The following is a 17,282-nucleotide window of genomic DNA, read 5'->3' as shown; positions in this document are numbered from 1 at the left end:
CTCTTATAGAGATAAACTCTCGTTCCAATATATCATGTTTACCTGGCTGCAATAAAATGAACAACGCTTGAACATCCTCTGTACAACTTCGAATCTCTGACTAATCACAACCAAATAACCCATAAACAGCTTCGATGATCCGAATGTTTATGGGTTACAATGATCGAGTTTGAAACGGTTAAAATTTATTTAATTGGTATCCAGATTTGTGGCGGTTGATTGGGGCCCGGGTATACTTCCAGCTCCGGCATATATGCGTGCTCATAAGGGTTGGATGGAAACCATTCCGAAATAATCCGTTTCCACAGAAGCTGCATACTCTCCGGCATCGGGCCTTCTACTTCAAATACACTCCATTTGGAAGCAGGCATGGTGAAGCTTGATAATCCTTCCGGTACTTCACCATCGTAAGTTGTAGCGATCCAGTATTGCATCTGTTTTTCCTGAATTTCGCTCTGATCCACAACGACACCGAGTAAACCTGGAATATCCCCATTGTTCAGTTCAAACAAACGATCCTCTGTGCCGCTCGTCCACGCTTCCTGCCACATCTTCCCGATGCCTTGCAGATGTTCTTGATCTGCATAGGAGAAAGTTTGCTCTACTCCGACCAACGTAAATTCGGGATGTTCAACGATTTTATATTTCATCGGCTCTGCTCCTTTTAGACTCACTTGAATCACCAGACGATTATACGATTGGACAGTGTTACTATTCTTTCGAGCCTCACTGGGTGCGATCCCATGTTGTCTGCGAAATGCTTTGGAGAAAGATTCCGGTGTGTCGTAACCGTATTTAAACGCCAGATCAATGATTTTGTGATCACTTTGCAGAAGCTCATGTGCCGCCAGTGTCAATCGTCTGCGTTTTATGTACTCAGCTACAGTAACATCAGTTAATAAGGCAAAGGTACGTTGAAAGTGAAAAGGAGAGATATGGGCCTGCGCTGCAATCTGCTCCATCGTCATATTTTCGAGCAAGTGGTCTTCCATATATTGAATAGCGACCTGTAATGCGTTGATCCAGTTCATGTAATAATCACTCCTTGATGTCTAATATAACGGATAAACCACCCAACAACCTGTCATGTTGTGCTTTCATATGTCCGGTTAATGTGCAAAGACGTTGTTCATATAACACCTGCTCACAGAATTTGACAATATAAACAAATTACTATAGCCTACGAGTATAATGATCGTTCTATCTTATTTTGAAGGGAGAGTATCACTGATCATGAGCAGCAAAAAGGAAATGCTTTTGAACGTGGCTGAAGAATTGTTCTACCTTCACGGTTTCCATTCCATCGGTTTGAAGCGGATTATCACGGATGCCGGGATCGCGATTATGACGCTATACAATCATTTTGAGTCGAAGGATGATCTCATTGTCCAGGTGCTCCTGCGGCGCGAACAGCGTTATTTGGAACAACTCCGGCAATATGCAGACAATAAAGCACAACCCATGTTCCTCAATCTGGCTGAAGGACATGCAACCTGGCTGAAGGAACACGAATCAAGAGGTTGCTTATTTCTACGCGCCAAAGAAGAATTCGGAGGTTATACAGATCATATCATCGTCCAGACAGTGAATGCGCATAAAAGACATATGAGAACGTTAATCCAAACATTGGCGCCTGCTGCAAGTGATCGAGATCTATTGCGATTCTCCCTGCTGCTGGAGGGTTCCACGGCACTTGCTGAGACAGAAAATGTAAATGACGTCTGCCGTGAACTGATCCATATGACGCAAACCAGTTTCAAATAAAGCTATTCCGGGTGAGTTAATATTTCAACTCACTTTTTTATTTCATAAGAAATATAATGATCGTTCTATCTAAAAGGCGGTGGATTAAATGAAAAAAATTATCTTTCCAGGCATTGCACTAATCGCTGTATGTTATGCATTCGGGCGATTCGGTTATGGACTGTTTATGCCGGAAATTTCGGAAGCTTTACAATTAAATGATGTAGCCTCTGGCGCGATTAACTCAGGAACGTATATTGCCTACTGTCTGTCCCTTCTAACTGCACCACTGTTGATTAATCGCAAGGGACATCATTATGTCATTCAATTGGCAGGAATCAGCGCAGTGATCGGATTAACCGGCATTGCCCTGGCTCAGAATGCATGGGTTCTTACATTTAGTATATTTCTAGCAGGTTTGAGTACAGGCTGGGCCTCTCCAGCCCTCGGTAACACGGTTAATGCCGAGCTTGCTCCCGAGCTACAAGCAAGAGGCAACAGCTGGATTAACACAGGGACCAGCTTCGGGATTGTAATATCAGGTCCACTCTACTGGCTGTTCACGGATTACTGGCGTCTAACCTACATCCTGTTTGCTGTGATCGGTGTTGTTGTTCTGCTGTGGAACAGACGTGTTATTCCACCTACGAAGACACTGCCTTGTACCAAGTCTCTCTGGGCATGTATGAAACCAACCAGACCAGGGTCCGCTCTGCTCATGGCTTGTCTGTTGACAGGTTTCAGTTCTGCAATCTACTGGACCTTTGCCCGCAACTTCCTCACAGACGAGAAAGGGGCCTCCGATTCGGAAGCCGTGTTGTTCTGGATTGTGATGGGGGTTATGGGGATACTCGGTGGATGCGCCGGTCGCATTATTGAACGGTTCGAGATTGGGTGGTCCTACCGAATGGGCATACTTTTATTGGCGATCTCACTGGGGGTAATCCTTCTTCCATCCATGACTGCCAGTCTCATCTCTGCGATCATATTTGGGAGCACGTATATTTTCCTGACCAGTGTATTTATCGTTTGGGCGACGAGACTATTCAGTCCAAATGTGTCCATCGGAATTAGCCTTGCCTTTCTCGCGCTGGGTGTTGGGCAATTTCTTGGCTCATCCATGGCAGGGTATACGATCGAAGTGTTTTCCAATACAACGGCATTTCTGGCCTTTGCTGTACTCGGCCTGTTTGGATTGTTAATTCGGGTGAAATGAATGACATAGCAACCTTCTGCTCGTGTTATTCTACTCGGCGCACACTTCCGGTCACTCCATGTTGAAGCTGTACATCTGTAAAAGTAACCGTCGTCCCTTGCCCAATGGGGGACTGGGCCACAATGCCAACTTTGATTTCATCCGGGCAGTCGAGGCCGAAATAACGTACCAACTTCCACTTCTCTCCATCCTGAGAATAATGGAAAGCAAAGCTCTTGCCTGCCCGGGCTACACGTAAATAAGGCTTGTTAACGTCTACGGGTGCTGATACACAATCATCCGAGTTACCACGAGTAACAACACTAAGAATAGACGGCTGTTCTTCAAAATATTCGAAGCAGACTTTAGCCCAATTCGTATCGTCCACCCTCACCATCAGGCAGCCTGAGTCATACTGTTCTTTCATGTCCACCTGTACTCGAGTGACGATGCTGAAATCTCCCTTGACTATCGTATGTAAAAATGGAGCTGAAGCTTTCACCGGCTCACCTCCCGGATCAATGAAAAAGTCACTGATCGGCGAAACAGTTATCGTTACTTTGCCGTCTTCAATGGACCAATCTGCTGGCTCGTTCAGCCATCTCAGGTTGGCGGATAATGTTTGACCTGAACAATGTTCGAATAGATTCGTCATGTGGCACACCCTTTGTGTTGGAGTATAAGTTCTCTAATTTCTCTATTTGTATTCGGTATATGTCATGGTTAATCCTGTAGGTTTTACATCAAGTTCCCATCCCTCGATATCGTACACTGATATCTCCGCATGATCACTTCTTGGGATCGATGATAATATCAAATTTCTTCATAACGGTCTCAGTCATGCGTGCACGATTGGATATACGTTCGTCCCAGACCTGTACCTCAATATATCGTTCCGGCCCCTTATCACCTTTACGGTTCCATTCCTGAGGCCACCCATAGAACTGAATAACTTCCATGATTTCATCCTTGGTATAGATCTGCTTACGATAAGGTTTAGCATCGTCAAACCTCATTGTTGGAAACAAGTCCCCGTAGGTAAAACTCACAACTTCAACTGGAAGGTCACCCCATGGAATGATTACATGATCGGGTTCTGAATACCAGGACAACAGCCATTCGCATGCACCGAGCGTCAGATAATGGGGATATGATTGTACCGGCTTCCCACCTTTGGCAACAAACTGCTCATAAGCCCTTTGTTCAAGTGTTCTGCGAATTGTCATGTAATCTGCGGGTCGCCGACTGGCAAAGTTCCGTCCCTGAAGACGAATCTTCTGGGTAACTGTTTCTGCTTCATCCGCAGACAGGCTGGAGAGATTTCTGAAAGGACCAAGACTTTGTTCAAAATAATGATAGGCATTCCAGTTGTTCATACATTCTCCTCCTTTGCACAGGATAGATTTGGACTTTCGAAATCAGTTGATAGAGATCGTCATTCTTTATTATTAATAAGGTAATTTTATCCAAAATATGATAGACTGGACAAACGAGATTACTTCAATAATTTGAATCACAACAGGAGGTCATCCTATGTTTGGTGTTAACGTGAAAAAAGTAGAAGATCAACTGGTCATCCGGTGGCAGTTTTCCAAAATTGAAATTCCCATCACACATATCACATCGGTCACCCTGGATGATACGTACGGTGGAAGCGAACCATCTGCGATTCGGCTCGGTCCAGTCAATGGCACAAGCGAGAGGATTCTGATCCGTACAGTGAATCAATCGTATATTTTATTCACTTCGAGCGTGACTTTATATCCCAATATCCAAGCTATGTTACACCCGTCAAACTAGATTGTTGCTCAAACCAGATTTTCATGTTTCTCGGAAGAGGGCCCCATGTACATATGCACACCAACAAATGAAGCGTTAGTATTCGCTGTAAGAATTAATGCGAATACTAATGCTTCATTGATTCCAATTTAAGTTGAAAGTGGGGTTCTTATAGCCAACTCCACTTCGGTAACTGATCGAGCGTAATAACCTTTGCGCTATGGTACACTTCCTTCAAAAATGCCACATCATTATGCGTCCCGTCTCTCAGGAATCCACCTGTCCAGGTACAGAACCAACTCCAGTGTACATCCTGTTCCTTCATCTGCTTGGGGTCCGGAATGGAGCCATTCTCGGCCAGTGCAATGATTTTTCTATCCTTCACAAGCTCACGCAGGTTGGCGTAACGCGCAGCCAACGGGCTGTGGTCTCCTGCTTCCGGGTATACATCCACACTGACAATATCCACGACATCATCACCCGGATACCATTCCGGTTTTTCCGAGTTCCAGACCCAGATGAGATTGTTCAGCTGATGTTCTTGAACCAATCGATCATACAACAAACAATATAGCTGTTTGGCAGGTTCGGGGCCTTTCGCTCCCCACCAGAACCACCCACCTTCTGCTTCATGAAGCGGTCGAAATAATACAGGTACACCCGCATCCTTCAACTCTTGCAAGTGAACTGCAATCGCATCGATATCCCGGATCAATAACTGATATGCTTCCGATTCAGTATCAGCAAGCGCATAGGCCAGATCATAGGTTGTGGCATCCGTATAGAACCCCCGCCACCACTCTTTACCTGGTTCATTGATCAGATCCGTCGGTGCGTTCCAGTGCCAGCATAACGTCACAATCCCGCCTTGTCTGTGCCAGTCCATCACATCCCGAATCTCCTGGGAGACCGCACCACGCTCTGTTCTTGAAGGGGAATATTCCATGAGATCAAAGCCAATCACAGCTGGCTTTCGGCCTGTATTTTCATTAACCCAGTTAAGATTGCTGTAATCCTGCTGGCCTGATAACATTCCTTTTCGATAACGCTCGACCAGGAACGCCATCAGCTCTTTTGCTTCAGCTGACGCTGCTTTATTCACCGGAACTCTGCTGATCTCACGCACTGTCATCTCTACACCTCCAATTGGATTTACCATGTTAACCCACTACACCAGAACGTTCAATGCTCTCAACGAAATAGCGCTGAACAAACAGATACAGAATAATCAGCGGTGCAATAGCCAGCAAAATGCCTGTATCCACGATCATCGCCACATAGTTCGGATCAGCCTTGATGCCCGAGTTAGAACCAAAGCCCATCAGTTGCGGAATCAACTGGTTCGCCTGTGCAGGCAAGGAAGCCACCTTCAGGGAGATCAGTGGACTTTCACTCATGAATAACGCCGAATAAAACGTGTCATTGTACTGCCAGACAAACGAGAACAAAATGACCGTAATCAGCGGCGAGATTGCATTGGGCAGCATGATACGGGCAAACGTTTTGAATCCACCTGCGCCGTCAATCAGTGCAGCCTCCTCGATCTCCTTCGGCATGCCCTTGAAGAACTGACGGAAAATATAGATGAACAGCCCCGCCTTCAGCCCTCCCGCCGTAGCAGCCGTAATCATTGAAGGCCAGTACGTATTGAGCAGGTTAATGCCGTTCTTCCCCGTGAACAACTGGATAATGCCCATAAAGTCAAAGCTACGGAAATGCAGATACATCGGTACCATAAGCGTGCTTGTCGGCACCAGAATCGTCAGAATCACCAGGATAAAGAGCACATTACTACCCGGAAACGAAAACCGGGCGAAGCCGTATCCGGCAAGTGCACAGGATATCGCTGTCAGAAGCGTTGTGATGGTAACGAACAATAACGTGTTCGCCAGCAAAGGCAGATAATCCATCACTTGCGCCGCTAGCCGGATGTTATCCAGTGTAAAATGCTGAGGAATCATATAAATCGTTGGATTGTAGATATCCTGCTTATCCTTGAACGCAACTGACACTTTGAGAAATAACGGATATAAAATAATAAATGAAATGCCGATGACCAGTGCATATCTGAATATGGAATAGAGAAGGTCCGATGTCTTGTTTCGTACCCGCTGCATGTGGTAATTCTGTTTGGGAACCACCACCATGCGATCTGTTCCTGACGCAGCCATAATCTGAAGCCTCCCTCAACGTTAACCGTCAGTTGTAATGAACCCGCCGTGACAACACCCAGCCCACTACGATCAGTACAAGGCCAATCACCAAGGTATATAACCAGGACATCGCCGAGCTTAAGCCAAAGTTCTGGGTTTTGAATGCGGTCTGATAGATAGCTTGTGTGACCGGACTTCCGGCAAATGAATCAATAATGGTATAGATGACATTCGTCAGAATCAACGGACTGACCATGGGAAATGTAATTTTCCAGAATGATTCATAGGCTGTCGCCCCTTCGATCTTTGCAACCTCATACATCGATCCCGGCACCGATTGCAGCGCGGCGAGGAAGATCAGAATCTGGACGCCAGAGCTGCTAATAATCTCATAGATCCGCATGATGGCTTCTACAATGTAATCCACATAGGCCATCGGCAATCCCACATCCGCCAGCATACGCACAATGGATACCACGTTGAACGAAGCCCCGCCATCGGCAGATGCATCGACCGCACTCGCATCTCCCATCAGATTGATTAATCCCGCAGACTCAGCAGCTGCAACTGCACTGGAAGCCAGAATAACCGGCAAAAAGAAGATTGCACGCGCCATCGTTCTGCCTCTGAACTTCTGGTTAAGCAGTGTCGCCGTGAACAGACTGAAAAACAGTATCATCGGCACATTCAGCAGCATCGCTCCAACCGAGTCAACCAGAATCCGGTTGAACGTCGCGTCAACCAGAAGCGCATCCTTGAAATTTTTAAATCCAACGTATTCCAGGACGTATCCGCCCGGAGCAACAGACAGGTTACTCATGCTGAACCGGATGGATTGCAGGAGTGGCGTGGCAAAGAGGAAGATGAAGCCGATCAGCCACGGCGATATAAAGGCAAGTCCAAGCAGCGCTCTCCGTGACTTCAGCGATAATCGAATGGTTCTCATCGGTTCACTCCTTCCACCACATAGTCCGTCCCGCCAACTGTTGTTCCACCAACAGTAACTGAATCCACATTGTAATTCACAAGAATGGATGTACCGCCCGTATAAGTGATCCGGACCACGCCATCCTGGATGCGTTCATGCTTCAGGATCTGCTCATTCTCCAGTTCTCCCAACACTTCATTCGCCTGCTTATACAAGGCAACAGCGTCATCCACCCAATAGCCATACTCGGTCGCGTAGGCCGAATCATAATTCGTAAGTTTCAGCCGGGAAGATGGTTCATATGTCCATTGAAAATACGGAGCTGCCCCAAGCTCCAGGCTGCGCAGCAATTGTTTGCGGAGATCCTGATCCCCCGACGTGTTCATCGGAGATGCAGCATAGTTCATGTAACCATGAATAACCATCGCATAAAAAGGAACTTCTTCATCGGTAATATTGAACCGACTTGACCCTGCGGGTACATTCACAACATGTTGTGCACTTCCCCAAGCGTAGCTATTTGCAGCAGATATCATCAAGTTGGGATAGGACTGTTCCAGCTGTCCCAGCTGTTCCTTCACAATGTTCTTCGCCGTCTCCCGATGAATCACCCGACTATCCCGATAATCGGAAGTCAGGACTTGCCCAAGATCACGGAGGGATAATCCACCGAGGTCCAGTTTATTGAATTTATCAGCAAACTCAGTCACCACATATGGAAGCTTGGCCGCTGAGAGCAGATAATAGCTGTCCTTGCTCTGATTCATGCGATTAAGGGCAGGACTGTATGGATACAGTTCCGCTGTCTCTTTCGTTACAAAGCGTGCCGCATCCGAAGAGGGAGCAAAGCGCATATCATCGTGATAAATGTGCTGGAAAGCCACATCCGGGAACAAGGCTCCGCCAGACTGCCCAAGCTTAGCGGACAACGCCTGAAGTTCGGAACGACTGCCTACCTCACTGTCCAACTTCACCTGGGTTGGCATATGATGACTGATCCCACCGCCGAACCATCCCTGATACCGCATTTGCACGCGGTTTACACCTTCCTGCTGCAACTTCGCCGCCATTTCAGTAGCCTGTTCGTACGTGGTCATAGCTAAGGTGGAACGATATGGCACGCCCAGGAACGAAGCCTCTTTGTCCACCGCACCAAGTACATCTACATAGAACGGCAACTCCGTCTGTTCTGCGAGTGGCTTCAATACATCCTGCTCTATCAATTGCTGCTGATACAGGCGGGCCATACCCGAGTAACTGGCATTTTCTCCATGAAGGAAATGATAACGCACCTGGATATCTCCACGGAAAGGCTCTTCGCTAAGCAGCTGAATCTCCTGCATTTTCTGCGAGGTGTACATCTCCAATTCATCCTCACCCCGCAGGGAGAAGGTCGCATGCACATGATTGTAACTGTTCTGCCTGCCTCCAATATCTGCAGTGATACTGGCTATGCCGTCCCCTTTTTCAATCACCGCAAACCAGGCATTCTCCCCGTTCTTCAGACCAAACACAGGCATATACGCGGATTCACTAACCTGAGGACGACTGAGCGAATTATCATTTTGGTCTGCGCCGTATACGCGCTGTACATACTGTTCTTCCTGGGTTTTCCCGTTGTTCAGGTGGATCAGACTGCCTGAACCGTCAGGTACGAGCATGTAGCCCTTACCCTTCGTATCCGCAGCACCAAAATAAGCGAGCAAATCAATATTCCGAATGCGGTATTGCCCACTTTCCTCTATCTGGCTCAGAGGCACGGTCACAACAAGTGCTCCCTGCTCCAGTCGGTATTCCACAGGAATCACGAAGCTGGGTTTATCCGATACACCTCCGCCTTCGACACCATTCTCCTGATTGTCAAAAGCCAGATCGTCCGCCGTGTAACCCGCCGTCTCAAAGGCTGCCAACATCTTGTTCAGCACAAGTTGCTTCGAGATCTGTCCATCCAGCCGCTCCAGAATATCCGGATTGTTCTTGGTTGGATAATAACGGGCAGATGTGTATCTTGCGACAGTTGCGTCCAGTTTGGAAAGCACTTTCTCCTCCAGGCGCTGCTTGCTAATCAACTTCGGCAGTGCGTCAATGCCAAGCGACGTATCACCAAGCGTATAGTTCACCCGAATCCCCTGATCGATCTGCCCCACAGTGAATTGCTTGTTGCTGATGCTGGAACTGAAATTCGGGAAGTTCTCCAGTGTTCCCATCGCATCCCGGAAAGACACGTTCAGCTGGGAGAACAGCACTTCTTTTTCATATGCGGAAGCGAGACTATCCCCATCCCGTTCTTTCGGGTTGCTATACCAGATCTCTCCACTTTTTCCGTCACGTACTGCAATTTCTGTTGTCTCCTCGTTGTAGTACAGGGCCAATCCCTGATCTTCGGCGACCAGTTGCATACCAGGCACCCCCTGCGAAGAGTCGTCAAGGAATTGCAACGGTTCCTCCGTGACGGGCATGGCTTGGGTTGTTGTATCCAGATAAGCCGCAGCTTCCACGGCTGGAACCCCCCTGTTGTTTATATACAGCAGCCCGGCTGCAATCATGATTACAGCTGCACCACCAGCCAGCACCGTATATAGTCGTTGCCTTTTGTTCACGGATGCCGCCTCCTTTAGGTCCGGAAAATCAACTCACGGTAGATGTTATAACCGAATTCGTACAACTGTTGGAGCATGCTGAAGACGAGGGCACCAAGGAATACGATAATGCCCATCACAATAAGCGTTAGCACCATCGTAATGATTGTTTTAATCACGGTGTACTGATGAACCGTCATCATGCCAATGAACAAAAGCAACACAAACCAGAAGAACGCGATGCTATTAAAAAGATAATAAAAAGCAGTCTCCTCCTGCACCATGAAGCGGCTGATCACGATCATCGGGGCATAGATCAGAATAACCGGAATGAGCGAGTATCCTGTCGCCAGAACGATTTCTCTGAATTTCCCTTCCCCTTCCATCAAGGTCGTTACTGCCCAATTGGCTGTGCACCATAGAAAGAACGGGAGAGCAACTGTGGCGATCTCGATGATGCTGTTAATCGTACGAGGATCGATGTAATTGACGAGAAATCCTGCGTACTGCTTCTGCAAAATCATCATGATGATGGTGAGCACGAGCGCTGCAAAAGCAACGAGCAGCCGTCCCCGGTTATCCGACTTGAGGTCCCAGAATGCATCAATGGGGTGAAAAATGAGATGCAGTGGAAACTTAATGAAATCCTGCTTCACGATCAACCTGCCTCCTCCGTCTCCATTTAACCGCCAATCGGGTCAGGATCAGAATGAAAATTAGCGCGATCGCAGCGGTCAGGAATGTACCGAAGTGTTCCTTCATCATCTCCCGCCGGTGCCTCTTGAACGCGACAGAATAACTCTTGCGATCCATCCCAAGTTCGAAGTAACCCAGCGCTTCCTCGTTTTTCTTCTCCATTAATAAGGACTTGCCGATACCGATATAGGCGATGTCATAGTTGGCATTCAGCTTCAGCACTTCTCTCCAAATATTCACGGCCTCAGTGTCCTCTCCGCGATAGTGGAGTGCCACCGCTTCGTTCACACGGGCACCAAAACGGGTTGGCTCATAGACGACAAGATTGTTCTTGCCCCGATCCAGAACCAAGTGGCGCTCACCGGATTGTTCAATCGCAACAGGCGTCTTGAGGGTACCCACCTGATTTCCTTTGCCACCGTATATGTAGAGCAGATGACCTTCATCGTCGTACGTGAACACCCGGTTTTGTGTCGCATCCAGTACACTGTACATGCCGTTACCCAGCACTTTCACATCAATCAGTTTCGATGGACCAGGATTGTTGCGAAACCGGATATCGCCTTTGACGTCAACATAACCAAACCGCTTCAGTACATCTTCCCCAGACGGGTTGAGACGTTTGATCGGTTCATTCGAGCCAGGATCAATATTCGTCGCATACACGAATCCTTTGTGGTCGATATCCGCATTGGAGAACTCCGTTGGGACAAACAGGACCATCTGTGCGCGTTGCGCTTTGGTCGATAACATGCGCCAGATATATTCGCCGTAGTCCCGCTCCACTTTGTTCGTACCGACGTATCCGATAAATTTTCCGCTCTCGTCAAACTGCATAATCCCCTCGTAGACCCCCTGTGCCACAACGTACACCCGGCCCACATGGTCAACCGTCAACTTCAAGGGCTGGAACTGGAATTGGGTCGACAGGATATCCGATTCTGGCTTCGTGATCGTATGAATCAGCGCTCCTTCTCCATCCAGGACAACCACACGACTGTTGCCCGTATCGGCAACATAGATGTGTTCTTCTTCATCCACAAACAATCCGCCCGGAAGGTTGAAGGTCTCCTTGCTACCATCCATCATGAATCCATCGATGACGCGCAGCAGCTTAAAACTGGTGTCCAATACGATAATTCGGCTGTTGCCGCTATCCAAAATATAGATCAACCCGGAGGGAGAAACGTTCACATCACCGGGGTCTTTGAACTCACTAATGCCAAGGTCACGACCTGATAGGGTACGCTCGGGCAGATAGGCATCCGGTGAGGGAACAGCCTCTTTCCAATAGTTGTAATTGTAACTCTCATACGGCGCCGGGGAGGCCGCCGCAGGCACGGCATTCACCAGCAGCAGAGATACTGCCGCCAGGAGAACAAGCCATCTTTTCACTGTGCGTGCCATATCGTTCCCCCTTAATCCTTCATGCCCGAGCTCGCCATCGTCTCAATGATTCGGCTCTGAGAGAAAATAAATAGCGTGATCGGCACACTCATCAAAATCAGTGCTACCGCAGCACCCGCTCCTGCCCGGGATATGCCGCCCTGAATTATCTGACCCGCTGCATAATGCAGGGTCTTGAGCTGCTCACTGTAGATGTATCCATTCCCATCACTGCCCCATAACATCTGGAACAGCAGAATGATCAATGTAAGCCAGGCTGGCTTCACATTGGGCATCACAATGGACCAGAAGATTCGGTATTCACTGGCACCGTCAATCTTGGCTGCTTCCAGCAGCGCATCCGGGATCTGCTCCATGAACTGTTTCATCAGGTACAACCCGAGTGAATAGGCAAATGCCGGAATAATAACAGCCCAGTATGTGTCGATCCATCCGAGCCATGACATGATCATATAGTTCGGAATGGCCGTCACCGCTGGTGTGAACATCAGTGAGAGTACGACCACCTGGAACATGAATACTTTGCCTGGGAACTTGTGCTTGGCAAGCGGGTAGGCCGCTGCGGAAGCTAGCAGCACATGGCCTACAATTCCGATACCTGTAATAAATACCGTGTTGAATATATAACGTGAGAACGGCACCCACGAGTCACTCAGCAGATTCAGTAGATCCGTAAAGTTGCTGAACGTGGGATTTTTGACAAATAGCGTTGGTGGAAAAGTGAAGATCTCATCCAATGGTTTGAATGCATTGTTGATCGCATAGATCAACGGCAGTACCATGAAAGCACCGAATACGAGCAGAAGGGCAAACAGGGAGAGGCTTCCCGATAGCGAGCGATTCACCCGCTTTTTGCCTGTCGCAATTGCAGCCATAGCTATTCTCCCACCCTTCGAAGCAGTTTCTGTACCAGCAAGTTGGTGCCCACCATAATCATGAACAGCACGGTGGCAATCGCCGATGCGTATCCCATCTCAAACCGCGTTGTACCAAAGTCGATCAAATGGGTCACCACAGTCTCTGCTGCATAGTTCACGCTTGGGAACCCGGCCAGCGCGATCGACACATCGGCCACGGCAAACGAGGTTGTCAGCTGAATGACTGCGCCGAACATCAACTGTGGACGCATCGAAGGCAGGGTAATGTACCATAGTTCCTGCCAGCGATTTTTGATCCCATCTACCGCTCCTGCTTCATATAGCGTCCGGTCTACAGTCTGCAAACCGGCGATAAACGCCAGAAATCCGGTTCCCAGACTCAGCCACAACTGCACGAGAATGAGGATGGGCATAATGTAAGCTTCTGTCTTCAGCCATTGAATCGGCTCCAGCAGAAAACCCCATTTGATCAACAGCCCATTAGCAATACCATAACGATCTCCCGAGAAAATCATCAGCCAGATAAAATACACATTGCCTGAAATGGAGGGCGCGTAGAAGATCAGCGTCATGAACGCTCTCCATTTCGGAGTTAACTCATTAATGATCCACGCGAAGACAAAACAGGCAATATAACTGATCGGCCCGGTAATGATGGCAAACAGCAGCGTATTCTTGATTGCAATCAGGAATACATCATCCTCCAGAAACAGGCGGGTATAGTTCTGCCAGCCAATAAAACGTGGAAATTCCAGCATGTTAAAGTAGGTGAAGCTGAGTATGATCGAGATGACAACCGGAATCACGGTAAACATGAGGAACAGGAGCATATAAGGTGCAAGCAGAACATAGGAATGTTTGCTGGCCTTCATTTCCTGGAGTTTCCAGCTCCACCACGATTTCATGCCCATCCTTGACGCTTTCTCAGGAGGACTGTTTTGTCCGTCTCGGAGTGATATTTGTGGCACGATTAACCCTCCCTCTGCTTACGGAAGACCAAATTCAGTACGCTTGACGCGAATCTCGTCCTGAATATATTGGGTATAATCCATGATGGATTCCCTGGCTTCCACTTGGCCAACAACGGTTTTGTAAAATGCATTGAACAGATGGCGGCCTGTAAAATAACCACCAGGTACTTCGGGAATACCCTTCACGGTTTCGAATTGGGCTTTGAGATTCGCATAATCCTCCGCAGGCCAAGGCAGGGAATCCAGCGCCTTGATGTTGGCCGTTGGATAACGGGCAGCCGCACCCATCAGTCCTTCCATCTCCCGTCCGAATTCCGCCTGAATCGGTGTACTGGTCCACCACTTCATGAACTCCCACGCCGCATCCTGATCCTTGGCACCCTCCAGCATCATGACCGCGCTACCTCCACCCGGTACGTCCCGATTCAAGGTACCATTTGCCTGAACGGTTCCCGGCACTGGAACGAATCCCCATAGTCCGCGAATCTCCGGTGCAAATACAGACAACTGGTTGTACATGGTGTAATCCGTTAGTCCAATAGGCATCTGTCCTGTCCGGAAACGATTGGCAAAATCATATTCCCGCTCCAGCTTGTAATCGGTATAGAATTCCGTCCACTGCTTAAAGGTCTCGATTCCGATCCGGGAATCCAGATCCGATTCCTTGTCATCGTTACGATAGAAGGCGCCGCCATTCTGGAGCAGCATCGTTGCATACTGCGAGTTCGGCGGAATATTGACACCCTGCATATTCGCCTGGGTCACAACCGGCATGCCGAATTCCATGTGATTTTTGCTCAGAATCGCGAGTAGAGCCTCGACATCCTCCCAGTTCTGAGGCACTTCAAGTCCGAGTTCTTCGAGCACGTCTTTACGATAAAACAGCATGTTAAAGGTTTGCGTTTCCGGTAGGGCATATACGCCCGAATCGTAGGCATACGGTACAATTGCACTTTCCCTGAACTCCTGTTCTACGATGCTATAGTCGCTGAATTGCGTCAGATTTACAGCCGAGTTCCGCATCGCAAAGTTCACGGGCAGGTCATTACCGATCTGCATGGCAACATCGGGTCCTTCACCGGACAACGTCGCTGGCAGCAAGGTTCCCATGTTGACCAGCTTCAGATTCACGTTAATGCCACTGTCTGGTGTGAAGGTCTTGTCAATCATCGCCTTCATCGTATTCGCCTGGTCTCGTCCGCTACCAATCCAGACCGTTACCGTGCGCTGATCTTCTGAAGTGGCTACATTGCCGATCTGGTTATAATCAATGAAGAACGAATGATAGAATATCTTGGCTTCATGACCAAGCTTCGCGAGTGGTCCCATGCCTGTTCCGGGAATATCACGATCGATCGAAGTGACGTACAGTGCGTCGATCTCAAGGGGTTGCTCTCGTGCCTGCTGCACCCATGTTCCGAGACCACCCGTGTTGGTTTTATAAGCCGCAAGCCGTCTTGGAATGGTATCCGGCTTGTCAATCATCTCGTCCAGTTGCAACGCCATCGTCTTGATCAGCGCTTCCTGATCACTGGACTGTCCTGACAGGAGTCGAAGCTGTGCGGCCACGTCTTTGAGTCGTTTACTTTCCCCGCTGAACACTTCCAGCAGGTTCGGAATCTGTTTCTCCACCCGGTAATCCCGGAATTCATCAGGCTTCGTGCCTGTAATCATCAGAATTCGTCGGTACATGGAGTTCAAGTTGTACAGACTGTCCTCCACATTGCGGATAAGGGGGGCAAAATCTCCGAGGCTGTTCTCCAGCCGTAGCACATGTTTTCCTTTTTCCAAGTGAAACTTGTATGCTTCCTTGCTGCCCATGACGTCAATGCGATAGTCACTCTGATAACGGAAAGGGGCTTTGGCCATCTCTGCAAACGGAACTTCACCATCAATGGTGAGCTTGCGTGTGGAATAGATGCCTTTGACAAAATTCTGCTGTCCGGTAAAACCGATATGATAAAGTCCACTCTCCGGCACATCCACTTCCCATTCAATCCATTGTCCTGGCAGACGCCAGTTAAAGCCGCCAATTGTATTAATGCGTACCTGGGAAGCGCTGTAAGGAGATACAGCAGAACTTGACCTTTCGCTGGTCGGGTATAACGTAGGTGAAGATTTGGCAATCGCGGCTTCTCCTTCAATGCGAATAAGTACATCCTTCGGCTGCCCGGAGGAATCCGACTGTTGTGCACCTGCAGTTTCCGCGTAAGGAACAGCTGTCTTCTCATTGAAAAGACGAATGGACCGAATCACCATGGGTTCACGTGATGATTTTAGCGTTAGCGTGTGTTCCCCTTTTTCCAAATAAAACTTGAATGGAGTCTGTTCGTACCCGTCGGAGTCCTGAAACGTTTCTTCCATCCAGCGTGGTTGCTCCACTTGTCTCGGGCGAAGGTCATTACCTTGATTGTCCTGCTCCACAACATCTTTCTCATTCGCCCACACCCGATCAAACTGCAAATAGGCGGCTTCCGCAAAAGGAAGTTCACCATCAATGTACAATGCACGCTCAATGGCCGAACTCTTGCCTTCAACGGGATAATAGGTGGCGGACAGGTTATACAGCCCGGTCTTCGGCACGTTAATGGTCCAATCGACTTGTCCGGTCTCTCCGGTATGGAGAGATACACCATCCATTCCCTCATAATTAGTCAGTTTACGGACGTCCTCACCTTCGGCTTTTATGTAATCTCCTGCTTCAATGGTGATGTCCACATTCGGCTGTGTTGCCTGATCCGTTCCGGATCGATACTGTTCGTACCCCTTTTTCTGCCGGGTCTGCTGCAAGACTGCATCCACTTCAATGGCAGGCAGACTGCCAGGCGGAATGTTTGCACTCTTCACATCAGCGCCGGAAGTTACATATAAAATGATGCAGGCTGCCGCCACGATGATTACTGTGGACAATATCCATGTCTTACGTTGTAGAATTCCAGCCATCCTACGAGTC

At 48.4% G+C, this 17,282-nt stretch carries 15 protein-coding genes; 3 read left to right on the top strand and 12 right to left on the bottom strand.

The window, feature by feature from the left end; all coding sequences use genetic code 11:
- Positions 1–185: 185 nt before the first annotated feature.
- Positions 186–1,031: an AraC family transcriptional regulator gene (locus NST33_RS08340; protein WP_221822799.1), complete on the bottom strand. Its 846-nt coding sequence runs from the start codon at positions 1,029–1,031 to the stop codon at positions 186–188.
- A 202-nt stretch (positions 1,032–1,233) separates the two neighbouring features.
- On the opposite strand from NST33_RS08340, the gene NST33_RS08335 reads away from it, so the two are divergent.
- A complete protein-coding gene (locus NST33_RS08335) occupies positions 1,234–1,764 on the top strand; it encodes a TetR/AcrR family transcriptional regulator (protein WP_221822797.1) in 531 nt (176 codons plus the stop codon).
- A gap of 88 nt (positions 1,765–1,852) precedes the next feature.
- Complete coding sequence (locus tag NST33_RS08330; protein ID WP_339307564.1) at positions 1,853–2,959, top strand: MFS transporter; 1,107 nt, start codon at positions 1,853–1,855, stop codon at positions 2,957–2,959.
- Positions 2,960–2,984: 25 nt separating this feature from the next.
- Here the strand turns inward: NST33_RS08330 and NST33_RS08325 are convergent, their stop codons facing one another.
- Together NST33_RS08325 and NST33_RS08320 are read right to left on the bottom strand one after the other, a co-directional pair.
- Positions 2,985–3,593 (bottom strand): DUF1349 domain-containing protein, encoded by a 609-nt coding sequence (locus NST33_RS08325; RefSeq protein WP_221822793.1) that lies wholly within the window; start codon positions 3,591–3,593, stop codon positions 2,985–2,987.
- A gap of 133 nt (positions 3,594–3,726) precedes the next feature.
- The gene (locus tag NST33_RS08320) at positions 3,727–4,314 is read right to left on the bottom strand and encodes a hypothetical protein (protein WP_339307561.1); all 588 of its coding nucleotides are present in this window, start codon (positions 4,312–4,314) and stop codon (positions 3,727–3,729) included.
- Between the two features lie 157 nt (positions 4,315–4,471).
- Between NST33_RS08320 and NST33_RS08315 the strand changes: the two genes are divergently transcribed.
- Complete coding sequence (locus NST33_RS08315) at positions 4,472–4,738, top strand: PH domain-containing protein (protein WP_221822791.1); 267 nt, start codon at positions 4,472–4,474, stop codon at positions 4,736–4,738.
- A 148-nt stretch (positions 4,739–4,886) separates the two neighbouring features.
- Here the strand turns inward: NST33_RS08315 and NST33_RS08310 are convergent, their stop codons facing one another.
- The 9 genes from NST33_RS08310 to NST33_RS08270 form a co-directional block, all read right to left on the bottom strand.
- On the bottom strand, positions 4,887–5,849 hold the full coding sequence (locus tag NST33_RS08310; protein ID WP_313771482.1) for a glycosyl hydrolase: 963 nt from the start codon (positions 5,847–5,849) through the stop codon (positions 4,887–4,889).
- Between the two features lie 28 nt (positions 5,850–5,877).
- Positions 5,878–6,888, bottom strand: coding sequence for a carbohydrate ABC transporter permease (locus NST33_RS08305; protein ID WP_339307558.1), 1,011 nt, complete (start codon positions 6,886–6,888; stop codon positions 5,878–5,880).
- 28 nt (positions 6,889–6,916) lie between these two features.
- Entirely contained in the window at positions 6,917–7,816 is a 900-nt protein-coding gene (locus tag NST33_RS08300) for a sugar ABC transporter permease (protein WP_339307556.1), read from the bottom strand.
- Positions 7,813–10,398, bottom strand: a complete 2,586-nt coding sequence (locus tag NST33_RS08295) for a DUF5696 domain-containing protein (RefSeq protein ID WP_339307553.1) — start codon at positions 10,396–10,398, stop codon at positions 7,813–7,815. Before NST33_RS08295 ends, NST33_RS08300 begins: the two co-directional genes overlap by 4 nt.
- 14 nt (positions 10,399–10,412) lie before the next feature.
- Positions 10,413–11,033, bottom strand: coding sequence for a YIP1 family protein (locus NST33_RS08290; protein WP_221822782.1), 621 nt, complete (start codon positions 11,031–11,033; stop codon positions 10,413–10,415).
- Entirely contained in the window at positions 11,014–12,480 is a 1,467-nt protein-coding gene (locus NST33_RS08285) for an NHL repeat-containing protein (protein WP_221822780.1), read from the bottom strand. Before NST33_RS08285 ends, NST33_RS08290 begins: the two co-directional genes overlap by 20 nt.
- An 11-nt stretch (positions 12,481–12,491) precedes the next feature.
- Positions 12,492–13,355 (bottom strand): carbohydrate ABC transporter permease, encoded by an 864-nt coding sequence (locus NST33_RS08280; protein WP_017689719.1) that lies wholly within the window; start codon positions 13,353–13,355, stop codon positions 12,492–12,494.
- A 2-nt stretch (positions 13,356–13,357) separates the two neighbouring features.
- Positions 13,358–14,269 carry a sugar ABC transporter permease gene (locus NST33_RS08275; RefSeq protein ID WP_047842211.1) on the bottom strand — a complete coding sequence of 304 codons (912 nt, stop codon included), beginning with the start codon at positions 14,267–14,269 and terminating at the stop codon, positions 13,358–13,360.
- Between the two features lie 75 nt (positions 14,270–14,344).
- On the bottom strand, positions 14,345–17,272 hold the full coding sequence (locus NST33_RS08270) for an extracellular solute-binding protein (RefSeq protein WP_221822778.1): 2,928 nt from the start codon (positions 17,270–17,272) through the stop codon (positions 14,345–14,347).
- Between the last annotated feature and the right edge of the window lie 10 nt (positions 17,273–17,282).

This window comes from Paenibacillus sp. FSL L8-0435, from assembly GCF_037965655.1.
In the GTDB taxonomy this organism is placed as follows: domain Bacteria; phylum Bacillota; class Bacilli; order Paenibacillales; family Paenibacillaceae; genus Paenibacillus.
The sequence above is the reverse complement of the archived record's forward strand: the minus strand, read 5'-3'. Positions and strand labels throughout refer to the sequence as shown.